Source organism: Rufibacter roseus, assembly GCF_001647285.1.
GTDB classification, from domain to species: Bacteria; Bacteroidota; Bacteroidia; order Cytophagales; family Hymenobacteraceae; genus Nibribacter; species Nibribacter roseus.
Genome location: NZ_LRML01000007.1, coordinates 88,046 through 107,273 on the forward strand (window position 1 = coordinate 88,046; position 19,228 = coordinate 107,273).

The 19,228-nt window shown below is 42.9% G+C and carries 14 protein-coding genes and 1 tRNA gene; 7 read left to right on the top strand and 8 right to left on the bottom strand.

What is annotated here, in order from left to right:
• Nucleotides 1-68 precede the first annotated feature (68 nt).
• From A8O23_RS12110 to A8O23_RS12130, 5 genes are read left to right on the top strand one after another with little or no spacing between them, the layout of a single operon-like run.
• Entirely contained in the window at nucleotides 69-5,336 is a 5,268-nt protein-coding gene (locus A8O23_RS12110) for a PAS domain S-box protein (protein WP_082883024.1), read from the top strand.
• A gap of 2 nt (nucleotides 5,337-5,338) precedes the next feature.
• Complete coding sequence (locus A8O23_RS12115) at nucleotides 5,339-5,716, top strand: response regulator (RefSeq protein ID WP_066621555.1); 378 nt, start codon at nucleotides 5,339-5,341, stop codon at nucleotides 5,714-5,716.
• A 25-nt stretch (nucleotides 5,717-5,741) separates the two neighbouring features.
• Entirely contained in the window at nucleotides 5,742-6,020 is a 279-nt protein-coding gene (locus A8O23_RS12120) for a hypothetical protein (protein ID WP_066621566.1), read from the top strand.
• Complete coding sequence (locus A8O23_RS12125) at nucleotides 6,017-6,778, top strand: MBL fold metallo-hydrolase (protein ID WP_066621567.1); 762 nt, start codon at nucleotides 6,017-6,019, stop codon at nucleotides 6,776-6,778. Before A8O23_RS12120 ends, A8O23_RS12125 begins: the two co-directional genes overlap by 4 nt.
• A gap of 2 nt (nucleotides 6,779-6,780) precedes the next feature.
• Nucleotides 6,781-8,337 (top strand): NFACT RNA binding domain-containing protein, encoded by a 1,557-nt coding sequence (locus A8O23_RS12130; RefSeq protein ID WP_066621569.1) that lies wholly within the window; start codon nucleotides 6,781-6,783, stop codon nucleotides 8,335-8,337.
• 107 nt (nucleotides 8,338-8,444) lie between these two features.
• Here the strand turns inward: A8O23_RS12130 and A8O23_RS12135 are convergent.
• A tRNA-Leu gene (locus tag A8O23_RS12135) sits at nucleotides 8,445-8,527 on the bottom strand.
• Nucleotides 8,528-10,094: 1,567 nt separating this feature from the next.
• On the opposite strand from A8O23_RS12135, the gene A8O23_RS12140 reads away from it, so the two are divergent.
• Complete coding sequence (locus A8O23_RS12140; RefSeq protein WP_066621571.1) at nucleotides 10,095-10,892, top strand: DUF1206 domain-containing protein; 798 nt, start codon at nucleotides 10,095-10,097, stop codon at nucleotides 10,890-10,892.
• 76 nt (nucleotides 10,893-10,968) lie between these two features.
• Nucleotides 10,969-11,898, top strand: coding sequence for a PhzF family phenazine biosynthesis protein (locus tag A8O23_RS12145; RefSeq protein ID WP_066621573.1), 930 nt, complete (start codon nucleotides 10,969-10,971; stop codon nucleotides 11,896-11,898).
• A 170-nt stretch (nucleotides 11,899-12,068) separates the two neighbouring features.
• Here the strand turns inward: A8O23_RS12145 and A8O23_RS12150 are convergent, their stop codons facing one another.
• From A8O23_RS12150 to A8O23_RS12180, 7 genes are all read right to left on the bottom strand, one after another.
• On the bottom strand, nucleotides 12,069-12,518 hold the full coding sequence (locus tag A8O23_RS12150; RefSeq protein WP_066621576.1) for a peroxiredoxin: 450 nt from the start codon (nucleotides 12,516-12,518) through the stop codon (nucleotides 12,069-12,071).
• A gap of 216 nt (nucleotides 12,519-12,734) precedes the next feature.
• The gene (locus A8O23_RS12155; RefSeq protein ID WP_066621868.1) at nucleotides 12,735-13,424 is read right to left on the bottom strand and encodes a DUF2461 domain-containing protein; all 690 of its coding nucleotides are present in this window, start codon (nucleotides 13,422-13,424) and stop codon (nucleotides 12,735-12,737) included.
• A gap of 145 nt (nucleotides 13,425-13,569) precedes the next feature.
• Nucleotides 13,570-14,142 (bottom strand): anti-sigma factor, encoded by a 573-nt coding sequence (locus tag A8O23_RS12160; protein WP_066621578.1) that lies wholly within the window; start codon nucleotides 14,140-14,142, stop codon nucleotides 13,570-13,572.
• A gap of 70 nt (nucleotides 14,143-14,212) precedes the next feature.
• On the bottom strand, nucleotides 14,213-14,977 hold the full coding sequence (locus A8O23_RS12165; protein WP_066621580.1) for a YdcF family protein: 765 nt from the start codon (nucleotides 14,975-14,977) through the stop codon (nucleotides 14,213-14,215).
• A gap of 55 nt (nucleotides 14,978-15,032) precedes the next feature.
• Nucleotides 15,033-15,257: a DUF2905 domain-containing protein gene (locus tag A8O23_RS12170; RefSeq protein ID WP_066621584.1), complete on the bottom strand. Its 225-nt coding sequence runs from the start codon at nucleotides 15,255-15,257 to the stop codon at nucleotides 15,033-15,035.
• Nucleotides 15,258-15,403: 146 nt separating this feature from the next.
• Nucleotides 15,404-16,537: a GAF domain-containing protein gene (locus A8O23_RS12175; protein WP_066621586.1), complete on the bottom strand. Its 1,134-nt coding sequence runs from the start codon at nucleotides 16,535-16,537 to the stop codon at nucleotides 15,404-15,406.
• A gap of 151 nt (nucleotides 16,538-16,688) precedes the next feature.
• Complete coding sequence (locus A8O23_RS12180) at nucleotides 16,689-19,160, bottom strand: type IA DNA topoisomerase (RefSeq protein WP_066621588.1); 2,472 nt, start codon at nucleotides 19,158-19,160, stop codon at nucleotides 16,689-16,691.
• Nucleotides 19,161-19,228: the final 68 nt, after the last annotated feature.

Sequence of the window (19,228 nt, forward strand, 5' to 3'; positions counted from 1 at the left end):
GGTTTTTCATTTCCAGGTGCTTTGTAAGGAAGCAAGTGCCATTAAATGCTACGGTAAAAAAGTAGAATATGAGTACAGTAAACAGTTCAGCGCAGGAGAGTGAATTAGTAGCGTCAGCAGAGCAGTTGATTGATTTGGCTGAGCATGTAAGCGGCAGCAGAAAATACATGTTCGTTTGCACCCCAAACGGAAGAATCTTAGCTATCAATCAACAAGCTCAGGCTTTATTCCCCGGCCAAATTGGGTTGCCAGAAAATCTGAACATAAAAGACCTGCTGGATGAACGCTATCTTCCTACGTTTGAGAAAAACCTACGCCTACTCCGTAACCGAAAAAACATAAGCGGCTTTTTACAGGCCAAAGACAAGTCACTTGGTGCCGATCTGCTTTACTTCAAGTCTAGCTTTGTAAGGCAGAACGGCCACGAGTTTCTCTATATTGCCGTTAGGTCTGCCGCAGCCGAGGTTATGCCCGTAGGTGATATGTACGCCTCAGAATCTAGCTACCGTAAAATCTTTGAAGACAGCAATGACCCCATGTTTATTCTTGACAAAAGGGGGGTATTCATTGACATAAACAAAGCTGCACTGGAGTATATTCAATATGAAAAGAACCAGCTTCAGGGCAAATCTGTTTTTGAGGTTTTCGATTTAAACCCATCAGAGAAAATTGCATTCAAAAAACGGATCCAAAAGGCCTGCGAAGGGAAAACCCAACAGTTTGACTGGTGGTTTAAAAACCAGGAAGAAACATTGTTGCCTGTGGTACTTTCTTTCAGGTGTGGTAAATACTTTGGGCAGGATGTAGTGCTTGGTTCTGCCATTCCTATTCGAGACACGAAACAAGCGGCAGAGGCTGGCAGGCAGCGGCAAGACCAGCAAGAGTTTGTACAGCAGATTATTCCAACATTTGCCAAGCTTAAGACAGCTGATGACATACTGGCCGCTACCCTAGATGCTTTGATAAAGAGACCCAACATTACCGGAGGCGGGGTCTATGTTTTTCAGCCTGCTTCGCGTATGGTGCAGTTGATCAAGAGCAAAGGCAAAGACTCCCAACTGTTGCAAGACCAAAGCGTGCTGGCGTTAAAGCCTGAATTTCTTACCCAGCTGCAGAATAAAGATAAGAAGCGTTCTATTCTGAGCATTTCACGCAATTTTCAGCACCTGTTCCGGAAAAGAGAGGTGGTGGCCATGCCCATTTGTACAGACAACAACTATCTGGCTACCATTATTCTGCTCATAGATGACGCACTGCACATTACCAGCGCCCTTACAGAATTCATCAACTATGTGGGCTACGAACTCAACGCCTACCTCTCCCGTTTTGAATTAAAGCAGGAACTTCATTATTCTGAAGGAAAATACAAGACCCTTTTTGAGGCATCAAACGATTCTATTTTCCTTCTAAAAAACTCCCAAATAGCCGATTGCAACTTTCAGGCGACTGTGTTGCTTGACTGCGACAAAAAAGACATACTAGGGAAACGAATTGCCGACTTCTCCCCTGCTTTGCAGGCCGATGGCTCTTTTTCTGTAGAAAAATCTTTACAACTCATAGAAGCCGCCGTACTGGATGGGCAGCCCCAAACCATGGAGTGGCGCATAGAAAAGACCGACGGTAAAATTCTAGACAGCGAGATCAGTTTTAGCCCTATTCAGCTGGAGGGGGTATCTTTTGTGCAGTGCATTGTGCGTGACATTACGCAGCGGAAAGAAGCACAGGCGCTCGTTCGCAGGCAAGAGGTTCTACGTGAGTCAATGCATCAGTTCAGGGCGTTCCTGAGCCAGGTAAACCTTGCCTATGTAAGTCTTGACCTTGACTTGCGCGTGGTGTACGTAAATGATTATTTCCTACAGTACACAGGCTACAAACGCGAAGAAGTGATCGGTCAGAATTACTATGAGCTGTTTGTTGACGAGAAAGAACGGCAAACCAGAATACAGGAAATACAGAAAGCGCTTCAGAGCCAATCTCTCCGAAGTTATTATGAGTGGGAGCTTCTAACCAAATCTAACTCTACAAAGATTCTTCGCTGGAACATTATGTTCGAGATGGATGCCGAAGGGAAAGTAGTGGGCATTACGGCTGTGGGGAAAGACATGACCGACAAGCGCATTGCCATGGAAGCCCTGAAGGATAATAAAATCCGTCTGCAAGACTTGTTTGACAATGCTCACGACTTGATTCAGAACATTTCCACTGACAACAAATTCATTTTTGTTAACCGCGCCTGGAAAGAGAAGCTGGGGTACAATGATTTTGACATTGAAAACCTGACCCTGAACGACATTGTACACCCTTATTACAAAGCGAAGCTCATCTACCAGCTGCGTAATCTTTACAAAGGGGAAGAGGTAAACAAAATCGAGACAGTATTCCTGACCAAGAGTGGTAAGCCTATTCACTTAATTGGCAGTATCAACTGTAGCTGGCAAGACGGCAAACCTATTGCCACCCGCGCTATTCTGCACGACATTACCGACCGTATTAAAGCAGAGCGGTTGCAGAAGGTGTATTACAGTATTGCCAACCTGGCCATCAGCTCCAAAGACTTACAGTCTTTGTACAGCGCTATACACCGTGAGCTCAGCAAGATCATTGAAACGCATAACTTCTACATTGCCCTTTTTGATGACGAGAAAAACAGCATCAATTTTGTGTACTATGTAGATCAGCTCTCAGATTTGCCTAGTGAGTCGTTGTCAAGACCATTTTCTGCCGGCATTACTGAGTACATCATCAAAACGGGTAAACCTTTATATACCACCAAGGATGATTTTCTGAAACTGGTGGAGGAAGGGAAAGTAGAGCTTAATGGTGTGGTACCAGAGGTAATGCTCTCCTCACCGCTTTCCATTGGCGAGCGCATCATTGGTGTAATTGCGGTACGTGATTACAAAAACCCAGAAGCGTACGTTCAGACAGACGTTGAAATTCTGCACTTTATCTCAAACCAGGTGGCCTTGGCCATTGAAAGAAAACGGAACGAAGAGCAGATAAACATCCAGAATGCCCGCTTAAAAGCTATTTTTGAAAGCGGAACCCATTTAATGTGGTCCATTAACAGCCATTACAGACTCACTTCCTTCAACCAGAACTTCTCAAACCTCATCTTTGACTGGTCAAATAATCAGGCTGTCTTAGGACTTCAATTGGGCGAGCTGGTAGAGTCATTTATATCGGCGGAATACTTTGACCTCATGAAGCAGTCTTACAGCCATGCTTTTGAAGGGCAGCCACAACAGTTCGAGATTGAATTGATCAAGCCTGACGGCTCCAGCGTGTGGCATGAAGTACTCCTGAACCCTATTTACCTGGAAGACGGCAGTTTTGAAGACGTATCGGCCATTGCACTGGATATTACCGAGAAAAAGATTTCTCAGTTGGCCCTGTCAGAGAACGAAGAGAAATTCCGTCAGATTTTCGAGTCGTTCCAGGACATGTACTACAAAACCAACATTGGCGGAGAATTCCAGCTTCTCAGCCCGTCTGTGGAAGACATGTTAGGGTACACGCAAAGCGAAGCAATGCGCAAGAACGTTCAGGAATTATATGTTTACCCCGAAGATTTTGAACAACTTCTAAACTCTCTTACCAAGCAGAGAAGTGTCCGCAACTTTGAGACAACCCTACGTACCAAAAACGACCAAGAACTAGAGGTTCTTATCAACTCCCGTTTGATCACAAATTCTGAAGATGAGCCAGTGGCCATAGAAGGAGTCTGCCGTGATATCACAGAACTTAAAAATACACAGCGCGAACTCATTAGGGCAAAAGAACTGGCCGAAAACTCATTACAGGCTAAAACTCAGTTTTTGGCTAACATGAGCCATGAATTGAGAACCCCAATGAACGGAATCATTGGTATGATAGACCTGCTGCACCACACAGCCTCTAACGAGGAGCAAATAGATTACATTGATACCCTCCGCAAGTCTTCTGATGCGTTACTTGATATCTTGAACGATATTCTGGATCTTTCTAAAATACAGGCGGGGAAACTACAGATAAATGTTTCCGGAATTGACTTGCTTTATACATTAGAGAAAATTCACTCACTGTTTGCCAACCGGGCAAATCAGAAAGACCTACAATTTTCTTTCTCTATTTCAGAAGACACTCCAAGGTACATTATTACAGATGAAACCCGTTTGCTGCAGATACTCTCTAACCTTACCTCTAATGCCATAAAATTTACCAATGAAGGCCAGGTGAGTGTAGCGGTGAACAAGCTTTATAGCGAGGGACAAGAACACAAGTTAGAGTTCCGTATAAAAGACTCCGGCATTGGCATTAGCCCTGAAGACATACAGATACTATTCACCAACTTCACCCAACTTGATAATTCCTCTTCAAAAACATTTGGCGGCACCGGGCTTGGTTTGGCTATTTCAAAGCAACTGAGTGAATTATTGGGTGGTGAAATTGGCGTAGAGTCTGTACCTGGAGAGGGAAGTACCTTCTGGTTTACCATTACCTGTCAAGAGGCTGAAAACATTACTCAGATCAATGATTTACTGTTGTCTTCTAAGGAGCAGGAAAATATTGGCATTTTTGATCCGGCTCCAGTACTGCTACTGGTTGATGACAACCAGATAAACCAAAAGGTAGCCCTGAAACTGCTGGAGCGTATGAACTGCTATGCCGATGTGGCCTCAAACGGATTTGAAGCCATTGAAAAAGCGTTGGCTAAGCCTTACGAGCTTATCTTTATGGATATACAAATGCCCGAAATGGATGGTGTAACGGCTACTAAAGAGCTTAAAAAACACCTAGGCTCAGATTGCCCCCCTATTATTGCCATGACGGCTTATTCCATGAAAGATGACGCGGAGAAATTCATTAGTGAAGGGCTTGACGATTATATTTCAAAACCAGTAAAAATATCTGACCTGCACGACCGGATATCGCGCTGGTATGCAAAAGCCCAAAGCACCCATTCAATTGGAAAAGAAGTGCTACCTGCGCAAGGCACCGGCAAAGACGAGTCAGATTTTCTGGACATGGAGATTGTAGAACAACTGCGTAGCATTGGCGGCTATGAATTTGCCTTGCAGTTGTACATTGAATTTGAAGATGAAACCTCACAGCTGTTGATAGAGGCTAAAAAGGAGATAGAGGCACAACATTATTCAGGAATTTTGAGTACACTGCATCAAATAAAGGGTACTGCCTCTACTTTGGGTTTGAATGACGTTTCTACCTTAGCCAAGGACCTGGAACACGACATTCTAAAAGGAGAAGTAGCCCATGTATCAGAAACCTTTTCTGATTTAGAAACTTCTTTTGCTAATTTTAGAGCCCACTATCGAAACAAAATTTTATCTAACTGATCATGGCCGATTCTAAAACCATTTTAATTGCCGAGGATAGCTCAGTAATTCTGAACCTGACCAAGAAAATACTGGAACTGCAGAACTATAAAGTTCTGTCTGCCAAAAACGGCGGCGAGGTAATTAAGAAAGTACAGGACCAGAAAATTGACGCCATATTGATGGATCTTAACATTCCGGTGAAGAACGGGATGGAATGCACCAAGGAGATCCGCTCCAGTGACAATCCTGAAATAGCTAATATCCCGATTATTGCCGTTACCGGTAATGCCAACAACTATACATTAGAACAATTTAAGGAAGCTGGCATAAACGCTTATCTTCCCAAGCCGCTTGATTTTGACATGTTAGTGGCAACGGTGAAGGAGTACGTTCAGTAATTGCTTATAACACCCTTTAATTTTTATGCAGCTAAAGTACACCCGGCCATTTTTAAACCGGCTAGAAGATGTTTTTGCGGAGAGTGAATATATGCTGCGCTATGAAAAAGGTACCTTTAAGTCTGGGTTTTGTATTCTCAAGGATACCAAGGTGGTGGTGGTAAACAAATATTTCCCCTTGGAGGGAAGAATTAACTGTTTAGTGGAGATTTTGCGTTCTATAGAGATTCCAGCCGAAACCCTTCGTCCAGAAAGCCAGGCACTGTATCTGGCTATCAAGCAACAAACCTTAACTACTGCGTGAAAGTAACTTTCTTAGGAACTGGCACCTCACAGGGCGTACCCGTTATTGGCTGCGAGTGCGAGGTGTGCCGCTCCTTAGATTTCCGCGATAAACGCTTGCGGGTATCTGTGCACCTGGAGGTAAACGGTAAGAGTTTCGTTATTGACTCCGGACCAGATTTTAGGCAACAAATGCTTCGTGAGAGAATTAAGCGGGTAGATGCCCTATTGTTCACCCATGAGCATAAAGACCATACCGCTGGCATGGATGACATAAGGGCCTTTAACTTCATGCAGCACACTGACATGCCCCTTTACGCCGACCCACGGGTGCTGCGGCAATTACAGCAGGAGTTCAGTTATATTTTCTCCAACGCTACCTACCCAGGTGTGCCGCGGGTACAACTATGCCCCATTGTCAATAAACCTTTTGAAGTAGAAGGCATTCTGGTAACCCCTATCATGGTTATGCACCACAAACTGCCGGTGTTTGGCTTCCGGATTGGTGATTTCACTTACATTACCGACGCCAATCATATTTCAGAGGAAGAAAGACGCAAAATACGAGGCTCAAAAGTAGTGGTGGTCAATGCGCTTCGTAAAGAGCCTCATATTTCTCACTTCTCTTTGTCTGAGGCAATGGAGTTGATAGAAGATTTGGCTCCTGAACAGGCGTATTTCACCCATATCAGTCACTTGCTGGGCCTGCACCGCGAAGTAGAGCAAGAGCTTCCTGACCATATTCGTTTGGCCTATGATGGGCTGTCCTTTACCTTATAGAAGTGCATCAGAATTATTATTTCTTAAAAAAGCTTGCCAAAGCTTTAGATCAAAAAATCACCGGTTACACTCTACAAACCGCTTTTAGCCAAGAAAAGGATGAGCTGGTGCTGGGATTTGCTGCCGAAGAAGGTGATTTTTACATCAAGGCCATTCAAACGGCTACTTTTTCTAGTTTACAGTTTCCGCACACGTTTAACCGCGCCAGGCAAAATTCTGTAGACTTATTTCAGGACTTAATAGGAAAGCGGGTACTGAATGTAACGCCCCATCAGCAGGAACGAAGTTTTTATATAAGCTTTTCCGACAATAGAACGCTTCTTTTTAAACTCTTCGGTAACCGCTCTAATCTTGTTCTTTTTGTTGATGACAAACCGGTAGAATTATTTCAGAAGAAGCTGGCAAAGGACTTAGAACTGGACTACCGGCTAATGGATCAGCCTTTCCGCCTGAACAAAGAAACATTTGTCGAACAACCTCAGAACCTGCGGAAGTTACTACCCACACTGGGAGAAGTTCCCCTGCTGTACTTGCAGCACCAGGGATTTGACCAAATGGAACCTGAGGCGCAATGGCAGGCAGTTCAAAACCTGCTTCAGCTGCTCGAGAATCCTCAGTTTTACCTATCGTACATTGGTAAACAGTTCCGACTATCGCTTCTACCTTTAGGAGACGTCAAAGAGAAGTATGATAACCCGATTGATGCCCTTAATGCCTTTGTGCCTCAATTCAGGGCACAGGAGTATTTCCAGAAGCATTATACTACGGCTCATAAGACGTTGCAAAAACAGTTAGACGGAGCGCAGAAGATCTGGATGCAGATACAGGAAACCCTTGAGCAATGGCACCATGGCACCCCCTACTCCCAAACGGCAGATGTGATCATGGCAAATCTGACTAACATACCAACCGGCAGCAAGGAAGTAGAACTCTTTGACTTCTATCAAGATCGAAACCGCCTCATTAAGTTAAGCGCTACAGAAACACCCCAGAAAACCGCGGAAAGGCTGTACAAGAAAGCCAAAAACCAAAACATTGAACTGCGGTTACTTCAGGAAAGAGCAGCCAGAAAAGAGCAGGAGGTAGAGAAGCTAAGTACCCAATTAGAAGAGCTGGAGAAAATTCAGACTGCCCCACAATTAAGGCAGTACCTCAAACAACATACAGTACTTCAACCCGCAGCGGCCCCAGATCTCCCCTTCTACACCTTTGAGTCAGACGGATTTAAAATTTTAGTGGGCAAGAACGCGAAAGCCAATGACAAATTAACGCTGCGCCATACCCACAAAGATGATCTTTGGCTTCATGCCAAAGATGTGCCTGGTTCACATGTGGTGATAAAGTTACAGCCTGGAAAGCCCTTTCCGATGAGGGTAATTGAAACAGCCGCTCAATTGGCAGCCTATTACTCTAAGCGTAGAACAGACTCTTTGTGCCCTGTACTGTATACCCCTAAAAAGTATGTACGAAAGCCTAAGGGAGCCGCACCAGGGTCAGTATTTGTAGAACGGGAGAAAGTAGTGTTGGTTAAACCAGACAACCCCTTCAAGTATCAGTGACATGGCTTGTTTTAGAGCTAGTTTTTCAAAAAGAGGCAAAAAACAGAAGTTCCGCAAATGCAAAAAGCCACTGAAACAGATTGTTTCAGTGGCTTTTTTGTTCATCGTGCGCGCGGGGAGATTCGAACTCCCACACCCGTAGGGCACCACCCCCTCAAGATGGCGTGTCTACCAGTTTCACCACGTGCGCAGACTTTGTTCATATTGACAAAGGCTATGCCTGCAATAGTAACACAAATTTATCTGTTCCTTTCTTCTCCTGCAAGACTTCAGAAGAAATGTTTAGTAGCTAAAATATTAGAGCACCTACTTTCGCGCCAATAATTTTGCTTAAATAATTGATAGGCATCGTCATTGATACAACGAAAGTTATTCAATTCTTTTTAGAAATGTTTTTTATTGTTCAATGAGTTTGAAAAGGTAAAGCCCCCTCTCCTTACTTCAATAAATTTATTAGAACAAATTCTACTGTTAATTCATCTCTGCGACCCAACTTATAAATACTAATAGAAATTATAAATAAATTTATTTAGCGACATGAGCGATATGTTTTAATTAAAATTTTGCATATCATAAATTAGTTTGATTAATATACTATGCAGACACAATTACAACCAATTACCTCTTTTATAATCATTAATTCACAAAAACAACTTACCACTTGTAGGGTTATATGCAAAGTTATAAGACAAATAGTATACTTACAACAAGCAATTTTTACTTTTATAATTACATATTTCAGACAAATACATCAATGCAATAATGATACGACAAATAATTTACAAACTTTTACATCATACTCTTTTAATCTCTAGCTTATTAAAATAACTACTAATACAATTTTATTCACTCTTTTATATCAATGCTATTATCACTGCCAACCCTTTTCATTCCACCACTGGCTGGTATAATTAAATATAACCCCAAAACTCCTTTATCTTATTATCTACATCATACTCTGAAACACTCCGCAAAACAACAAAACAAAGTTTAACTTTTTAGCTAGGCCAAATTTTCTCATTTACCGCTCTAAATCAACCAAAGCAAACACTTTACATATTAAACTTACCTAGTCCAAATAATTGACTACACTTGTCGGTTGTTTGCACTAAAGAAAGTATTAATCACCTATTATCATAATTAAAAGATTTTGTTTAATATAAGGCATCGTAACTACAACAATTATAATTTAATGGAAAGTAATATGCTTACCCTAAAATTTTCTAATGACCATTACTGCACAAGTCAGAACTTAAACATAGAGTTATCGTAAAAAATTTAGTAGCCAAATTGTGTTACCTGTTGGTGTTCAAGCCTCTTTCTGCACTGTCTTCTTAGCCTATTTTGATCATAAGCAAATATTCTTCAATAATTAGTATACTTAACAAAAGATAATATATTGTTAATCATAGTTTTATAGTTATTCATCTACCTTTTTAGTTTATATTGTACCTCATAGCATTTTAATCAATTACTACCTCTAATTTAGAACCGATCACCTGTTATGCTAAAATTTTTATCATTTGCAGCATAAAACAAATTGGTTGTTAAAAATTAAAAGTTTATTTGTTTTAATAGCTATTTTAATTCTACATAAGACATTTTTTATAGACCAACTTTAACAACAAGAAAATTCATCCATATCTAACTTCTAATTTGTAAATTATCACTCCTATTAACTTTATATAACCTTTCACCACCTTAACTTGTACATAAAGCCAATTTGTTCGTATACCCCTTCTACTACACCCTCTCTTATGAACAGCAAGCAAAAAGAATGGATCAAGAACATAGCCAAGTTAGGTTATGCGGCTAAAGGCATTGTTTATTTTATTACAGGCGCTTTAACAGCAGCATATGCTTTAAACATGGGTGGCAAAAAGTCATCTAGCACAGAGTCTTTACAGTTTATAAATACGCTCACAGGAGGAAAATTTTTACTCGGAGTAATAGGTACAGGCTTACTCTGCTACAGCGTATGGCGCATTATTATGGCTGTAAGAGACACTGAAGAAGAAGGGACTTCAGCAAAAGGCACAGGAAAAAGAATAGCATTTGCTTTTAGTGGCTTGCTGTATGGCTCATTAGCCTTTGCATCTTTTAAATACATATCCGGTACTGGCAGTTCGTCTAACGGCTCAAATGAAAAAGCAATTACCTCAAAACTATTAGATTTACCTTTCGGTAAATGGCTTGTCATTTTAGTGGGGTTAATCACTATAGGAAATGGTATTTACCAAATCATAAAAGGAGTAAGTGGTAAATACATGAAAGATATCTCAGGATTGGAAGCTGACAAAAGAAATGCTTTAAGAAAGGCCGGAAAAGTAGGCTTTATATCAAGAGGAATAGTGTTTTCAATTATTGGTTTTTTGTTTGTTAAAGCTGGTTGGCTGCACAGTGCCTCTACAGCAGAAGGAACCTCTGGCGCCTTCTCTTTTTTACAAACGTGGCCTTACGGCAGCTGGTTATTAGCGGCAGTTGCCATTGGTTTGATGGCTTATGGTTTCTTTATGTTTGTTCAAGCAAAGTATAGCAACATTTCTATCAGCTAGCTTTCTTCACCAAACTTGTGGCTTTCATTACCGGCTACGTAGAACAAAAACTAGAGGCTCTTCCTAAATTGCCTGCATGAAATCCATTCCTTTTTACATAGTTGATGTTTTTGCCGACGCTCCTTATAAAGGAAATCAGTTGGCGGTCTTCCTTAATGCCTCAGAATTAAGCACTGCTCAAATGCAGCAGATGGCACAAGAAATAGGCTTTGCCGAATCAGCTTTCATTTTAGCAGAACCCACGATAGACCAAACAGTAGACGCTCGTTTCTTTACCGTAGAATATGAAGTTCCTTTTGCGGGTCATCCATCTTTGGGCAGTGCTTATGTAGTTCAGCAGTTTTTGCTGAAGAACTTTGCTCCGGCGGTAAAACTAAACCTTCCGGTTGGGCAAATTCCTGTGTCTTTCACTTATAAAGACGATAAGCCAGATTACCTGTTTATGCGCCAGGTGCAACCCGTGTTTGAGCCTCCCCTATCTGCTTCTGATCTTGCGCTTACCCTTGGCTTACCAGAAGATGCATTCAAGGCTGAATATCCTGTACAGGTGGTTTCTACCGGTCTCCCCTTCTTAATTGTACCTCTTACCTCATTAGCACAAATACAAACCATACAAATAAACCCAGATACCCTTCACTCATACCTCTTACGCCACAATCTTTATAAAACACAGCGGACAGATCAGGTAACGGTAGCCTTATTTTTCTTTTGCCCAGAAACCTGTAGCCCTGACAGGCAGCTACACACTAGAATGCTAGCGCTTGAAAAAGGAAAGGTCATTGAAGACGCAGCCACCGGAAGCGCCAACGGCTGCTTACTCAGTTATCTGTTGCAACACCAGTATTTAGGACAAGGCAGGCTAGATTTGCTAGTAGAGCAAGGGGTTGAAATTGGGCGCAACTCCACCATAAAGCTGCAGGGGAGCAAAGTGAGGAATGATGAATTTGAAATTAATGTTGGTGGGCAAGTACAGATGATTGCCAAAGGCGAATGGGTTGTGCCCTAAGGCACGTCCAACAATAAGCCAGCTGGAATGATCGGTGTAAAACCGGCTGCTCCAGTTGCCAGTTTCCCCTATCCTCTTTCCATGCTCTTAAGAAGTATACTGTGTGTTTTGGGGCTGTTTTCTGAAAATTAGCCACAAAACAGAATGCAGCTTTATATGAGTGACTACAATTAAAGGTTTTTAAGAACCTTCAAGGTGTTTTGAACGTGTTCCAGAGGTTTTGTCATGGAATTGAAGGTATACCGTATGGTGCCGGTTTTATCAATCACATATGTCACCCTGCCTGGTATTACCCCAAGCGTACGGGGTACTTTGTATTGCTTTCTTACCTTACCTCCTGCATCTGCCACTAACACAAAAGGCAACTGATGCTTTTGGGCAAACTTGCTGTGTGAGGCAGCATCATCTGAGCTAATCCCGATCACTTCTGCTCCCTGCTCCTGAAATTCCTCATACATGTCTCTGAAAAAGCAGGCTTGCTTTGTACAACCCGAGGTTTCATCTTTAGGGTAGAAGTACAGCACAACATTTTTCTGAGCCAGCATCTCTGATAGTTTTACTGGGTTTCCGTGTTGATCGGGTAATAAAAAGTCAGGGGCTTTTTCTCCTTCTTTCAGCATAGAGGCTAGTAGATTGGTTAGAGCTGCAATATATACGTTACTCTACCATTACCGCATTCTGAACACTCAGGTTATTCTATTTTGCAGATATCCAGTTAATAACTTTCTGGCTGCAATACCTAGAATAGAGCCACATGAACAGAAATGCCAGCCCAGAAATTTGAATCATGAACTGGCATATATCTGAAAACGAATGAACAATTTTTATTAGACTTCTTACACTTCCTCTGCTTTCAGATCTTGCATGGGCCTCATAAAGAAATCATTGATGGGTTTTACGGCTTGCATAGCAGCAAGAACTTCATCGTAAAAACGATCACTGGTCACCAGCTCATCTGAAAACATACAAGAGGCATTCCAGCTTTTATGGCGTAAAAACTCTATAGCAGGATTATCAGCATCGTATCCTTTAGGAGTAGTCTTCAACTTCTCACCCCCTAACCCATCAAAATATCTTTTGAACTCCGCATTATTCAGCAATCCCTGCAGTTCCTCTAGGTTATAATCTATTTCCTGCCGAATAGCCTTGAGTTCAGGTGCCGGAGGCATCCAAACCCCACCCGCTAAAAAGGATTGGTTGTCGGGGCTAATATGCAGGTAAAAACCAGGGTTTATAGTTTTACGGCCACCTTCCGCCATATATGCGCAAATATGTTCTTTGTACGGACGCTTATCGTTTGAGAAGCGGACATCTCTGTAAATTCGGAACATGAGGTCCTTGGGCTTCTGTCCGGCTAAAGCAGGTTCAAAGGCAGAGGCACCTTCCACCAATGTTTCCAAAAAAAGAATGAAATCCTTGCGGGCGGCTTCATATCTATCTCTGTTCTTTTCAAACCAATCGCGCTGATTGTTTTGGCGTAATTCTTTTATGAAGGCTAGAGTTGATGGTTCTAAGTGCTTTTTCATGTTATCTTTTGAAGGAGGAATGGCAAACGCATAAAAATCTGCCACCTTTCCTTTCCAACAGTTATAGGGGGTAGTAAGTTTCTGCCATCTCTCCAGTTGCAACCTGTTTTAGCCTTGTTTTTGAAAAAATAAGCCGAAAACGTGGCTACGGTTCAACTTCACCTTTGGCCACCACTCGTTCTGGCAACAGTTGGGTACTACCGCCAGCTGTTTCAAGACTTATGATAAAGGCGCGAGCTGTGGAAGTTGGCTTCATGCGCTGCAAAGACTGCGTTGACTTTTCTATGAAACCTGCTGACAAGGGTTCTCCCCTATCCTGCACCCAAAACTGATATTGCGTTCCTTCCGGTGCTTCTGGCAGGTTACTACTATTTAGCTTTAGCTCCTTTGTTTCTTTGTTCCAGAAAGTGGTAGCAACTGCCTTGTTATTTTTTTGGCCAACCCCATTCAACAGAATTACCTCCGTAAGCGGGCTACGCATAAAAGCTAACTCGCTTTCTGCCTGAAAAACCTTTTGCTCTAGCTGCATAATTTGCATGGCACTCTGCCGCTCCTGTTGCCGCGCAACCATTGCATCCTGCTCTTTTATACTAATTTTCCAGAACAATATGATATTGACCAAAATGCTAATAACTAAAAGAAACAGAACTGGCCATTGCCACCGTACAGGTAATACTGCTTTTTGCAGAAAATAAGTTTGTCTCTCTTTATATTCCATGTGATACTGATATTCCCCTGTACAGTCAATAATTTATTGGGTAACAAGCTTTAGATGCACTGCCATACCCTTACGAGTAGCCTAAAACTTTATACACTATGTAACCTAGCCATTCGTGTATCAGGTTAGTCCATTTAGATAGGGCTTCGGTGCTTGGTATGAACAGATCGTCAAGGTAAAAACTTCTGTTGTGGGTTCTAAAATCTACTGGGAAAGTATCAAAGTTCAACCCTACCTGTTCAAAGCACCCTTTGGCCCTGCGCATATGAAAAGCTGAAGTTATTAAAAGCAAGCTCTTTATTTCAGGGTGTTTGGTTAACAGCTCTTTTGTTTTCAATGCGTTCTCCCGGGTGTTGCGGCTTTGCTCGTCTAGCAGAATATCTTTCTGCGGAACAGCTGCCAGAAGTGCTGTCAGTTGCAGATTTTCAGCCTCTGTTCTGGCTACGTCTTTTAAAGCACCAGAGCCCCCTGAAATGATAATCTTCTTTATCTTACCAAGCTTGTACAGTTGTATTGCCTCCAGAATCCTTTCCGGGCCTTCAGAATAATGCACCCGATCATAAGGAGCTTTGTTTACCTCTGTCACCCCCGTAAGCACAATGCCAGCATCATACTTGGGTACCTCTTTCATCAGCACCGCCTCCGGTTCCCATGCCAGCCACACTTCATTTGAGATAAATGGATTGGTAAAAAAGAGCAGCAGCAGAACTGCCGCCAGCAAGGATTTCCTTTTTCTGGGCTGTTTTTTAGAAATCAGGCTAAAAAGAAGCAGCGCCACAATCCACAGCAAAGGCATGGCCAGGTACTGCAGAATTTTAGAAAGCACGAAGAACATACAGGTTCAGTAGCTAGAACGGCTTAAGAATGATGGAAGGAAAAGGATGAAAACATCAACCAAAGAAACGCCGAATCGCCCAAAGCACCAAACTAAGCAGCACACTTAGCAACAACATGGAAGTAAAAGGGGCAAATACTTTAAACCCAGGCTTACTCACCCTTACATCGCCAGGCAGGCGCCCGAACCAATCTAGTCTGGGGCCCAGCAGCCAAACAAGTAGTCCTATGCCCACTATTACCAAACCTATGATAACTATATATTTACCCAGTGGCTGCATAAGCTAAAAGCAGTTTTGTTAATTAAACCTCGTCATAAAAATTGATTAGTTCTGTTTTCAGGCTGTTTTTCAAAAAGGAGGCCTAAAACGCCATAATTAAATGAGTTGCTGCGCCAGCACTTCGTCTCTTATACTTTAAATAGCCATCAAGAGGTTATCTCACCTTGTTCAGTGCCATTTTTACCGGTTAATTTTTGCTGGGCCTCATAATAGGTGTCACTGAGCTTTCTGATATAGCTATCCATTTCCTCAGATACGGTTTTAAGATGGCTGGCGCACGTTTTAAGTGTTTCAAGATTTAGGTCTTGCTCAGTAATTGCCGTAGTTAACCCTAACATATTGGCTACAGGGCGCCTCATGACATGTGATATATCAAACAATATTTGCTCCAGGGTTTTGATGTATTCTTTCCGCTCTGTTATATCCTGAAAAGTACCGTACCATACCACCGTTCCGTCTTCTTTTCGTTCTGGTTTGGCATGCGCCCAATGCCAGTGCACTTCACCGTTTTCTTCTATTACCCTGTACTCCACACTCCAGTTCTTCAGCGTCGCGAAAGATTCCAGAAGACTGCCTTTCACGTATTCAAGATCATCGTGGTGCACTACATTGAACGCCAGACTGGCATCTTGCTCCAGTTCATCAGGCTTTAGGTTAGGATGAATGACAGTAAACCCCCTACTGATAAATGGAAAAGACATTTCACCAGTAGGTTTCATTTCCAGTTGGTAAATTGCCCCAGGGGCCTGGTCAGTCATTTTCTTGAACCGTGCAGCCTCTAGCTCCAGCAACCTATCTTGCTCCAGAAGTTGTTTTCTAGTGTTAAGATAGTCCATCGCTTTTTTAGCCAGTGCCATTAAGGCCTGCTTTTGGTTTTTAGTGATGGTTCTGGGCCTATCATCTATAATACAAAGCGTACCCAGCACCTGCCCGGACGGAGTTTCTAATGGTGCCCCGGCGTAAAATCTAATATCTGGGTGACCTAACACCAGCGGATTGTCTTTAAACCTCTCATCGTGGCATGGATCTTCTACTACCAGCACTTCGTTGGGTTTATGTAAGGCATGCTGGCAGAAGGCGTCTTTACGGGGAGTTTCGCTAATATCTAGCCCTACATTCGCCTTAAACCATTGGCGGTCTTTATCAACCAAGGTGATCAAGGCAATAGGAGTATCAAAAACACCGGCAGCTATTTGAGCAATTTCGTCAAGTTCTTTTTCTGGTAAAGTATCTAATATTTTATAGTCAGCAAGCTCTTTTAATCTGAGTAACTCATCCATGTATGAGAGATAATAAAATTTTTATCCTAGCACAGCCATCAGCCAGCTATCGTGTTCTATTCAAGGTGGTTTATAAAGATAAAACCTATAATTATCTTTATTTTATATACCCTTAAAAGTTACAACATTATCTCAGTTAAAACCATCTGCTTTAGTCAAACAGATATACTACCTTAAATTCTTCGTTCAGTTTAAGGGCGGCATCAAATTTATTCCCCGTTTTTGGAGAGGTAAATCCTTTTATTTTTCCAGTTTTCCCTTTCAGCATCAAGGCATTTAGCTGACTCTCCGGAATAGATTTTCCGTGCAGCTCAAATGGAACCAGAAATTGACAGCCTTCCCGGAAACGGCTGCACCCAAAAGCTGTCTTGCCTTTGAGAATCTGCCCCTGGCTGCATTTTGGGCAAATAATAGTAACCGGTTTCTTTTCTTTGGTTTCTGCTTTTACGGCCTGTAAATCATGAGTAGGGCCAAGAACAAAATTGCCGTCAAAGGTCTCGCCTGAGCCAGCCCCCTGAAAGCCTTTTACCAAGCCACTTTTCCTTTTTTTCAGTAGCGCCTGCACGTGCTTTTCAGTCAATGCCTTACCATTGTATTCCATTGGCAGCCTAAACTGGCACCCTTCTTTAAAACGGGCACAGCCATAGGCGGTGCTTCCTTTTAATATGGCGCCTGTTTTACAAACCGGGCACGTACCTAAGCCTCCGGCATCAGTAGCAGTGGATCCGTTTTTGCCCTCTTTTTTAGATTTTGGCTCCTTTTTAACCGCTGCTTTATCTTCAGGTTTTGGGGCATCAAGCGGTTGCAGTGTGACGGTGTGGTTGTCTTGCTTCACCTCCTGCACCATTTCAAACACCAGCTGTTGCAGCTCCTGCAGAAAGGCCTCGGGGGCAAACTCTCCGCCTTCAATCTGCCTAAGCTTTTTCTCCCACTGCCCCGTCATCTCTGCAGATTTTAGTGTTGGGTTCCGGATTACCTGAATCAAATCTATACCCATTTGAGTAGGCAGAATCTTCTTCTTTTCCTTCCGGATATAGTTTCGCTTAAATAAGGTTTCTATGATAGCTGCCCTAGTGGAAGGTCGGCCAATGCCATTTTCCTTTAAAGCTTCTTTCAGCTCATCGTCGTCTACTTGTTTACCGGCGGTTTCCATGGCTCTTAAAAGCGTGGCCTCCGTATAATCTTTAGGCGGACTGGTGGATTTGCGCTCAAGCAATGGTTCATGCAGCCCTCGCTCCCCAGCTTCAAAGTGTGGCAGCACGGCTATTTCTTCTTCTTTCTCCTCTCCGCTGTCAGAGGTTTGATTGGCCGGCGTTTTGGCGGCCTGCTTAGTTTCATCCTGCGCATATACCACGCGCCAACCCGGCTCCAGAATTTGCTTTCCTTTGGCCCGGAAGGCATGCTGCGCCGCTTCACCATTCACCACGGTGTTGCTTACAATACAATCTGGGTAAAAGGCGGCTATGAAACGTCTGGCAATTATGTCAAAAACTTTGGCTTCTGTTCCGTACAAGGCACGGGCATCGGCACCGGTAGGAATAATGGCGTGGTGATCCGTTACCTTGTTGTTATTGAATACTTTGGCAGATTTTCTGATCTTCTTACCTAACAGCTCTTGGGTAAAGTTTTGGTACTGTGACAATCCGCCTAAAATGCCAGGTATCTTAGGGTAAATATCATCTGGCAGAAAGGTAGTGTCTACCCTGGGGTAGCTGACTACCTTTTTCTCATACAGGCTTTGTATTGTCTTTAGGGTTTCATCTGCAGACATCCCAAACTTGTTGTTGCACTCTACCTGCAAAGAAGTAAGATCAAACAGGCGTGGGTTGCTTTCTGTGCCTCTTTTAGTTTCTACATCTTTTATCTCAAACTCAGAAGGCTTGATTTTCTCCAGCAGCTCCAGTGCTTTGGCTTCATCTTTAAACCTGCCGGATGTGCTGCTAAAGGTAACCTCGCGGTAAATGGTTTTAAGCTCCCAGAACGGCTCAGACTTGAAGTTCATGATTTCCAGATGCCGCTGCACAATCATGGCCAAAGTAGGCGTTTGCACCCGTCCTAATGAAAGCAGCTGCCGCCCCTGCGCATATTTCAACGTAAACAAACGGGTAGCATTGATTCCCAGAAGCCAATCGCCAATGGCGCGGCTCTTACCTGCCTGGTACAGTTGGTCAAACTCACGGCCGTCTCGAAGCTGGGCAAAACCCTGTCTGATAGCGTCTTCGGTGAGAGAGGAAATCCAGAGGCGCTTGAAGGGTTTGCGGTAGCGGGCCTGATGCAGCACCCAGCGTTGTATCACTTCACCCTCCTGCCCGGCATCACCACAATTTATCACCTCCTCGGCATTCTCCAGTAACCGCTGAATTACTTTGAACTGTTGCTCTACGCCTTTATTGCTTATCAACTTAATATCAAAGCGTTCGGGCAACAAGGGCAAATCTGGCAGATGCCAGCGTTTCCAGCCAGAATTGTAATCATCGGGCTCGCAGAGTTGGCAGAAATGCCCGAAGGTCCAAGTGACTTGGTAGCCGTTGCCCTCAAAATAGCCGTCTTTTTTAGTCTTAGCACCAATAACATGGGCAATTTCACGTGCTACACTTGGTTTTTCAGCTATGCAGAGTTTCAAGGCTATTTTCTGTAAATCAGGTCAAAAACGGACTTCAAAGATACGCATTCCTGCCCTTTTTCACCAGT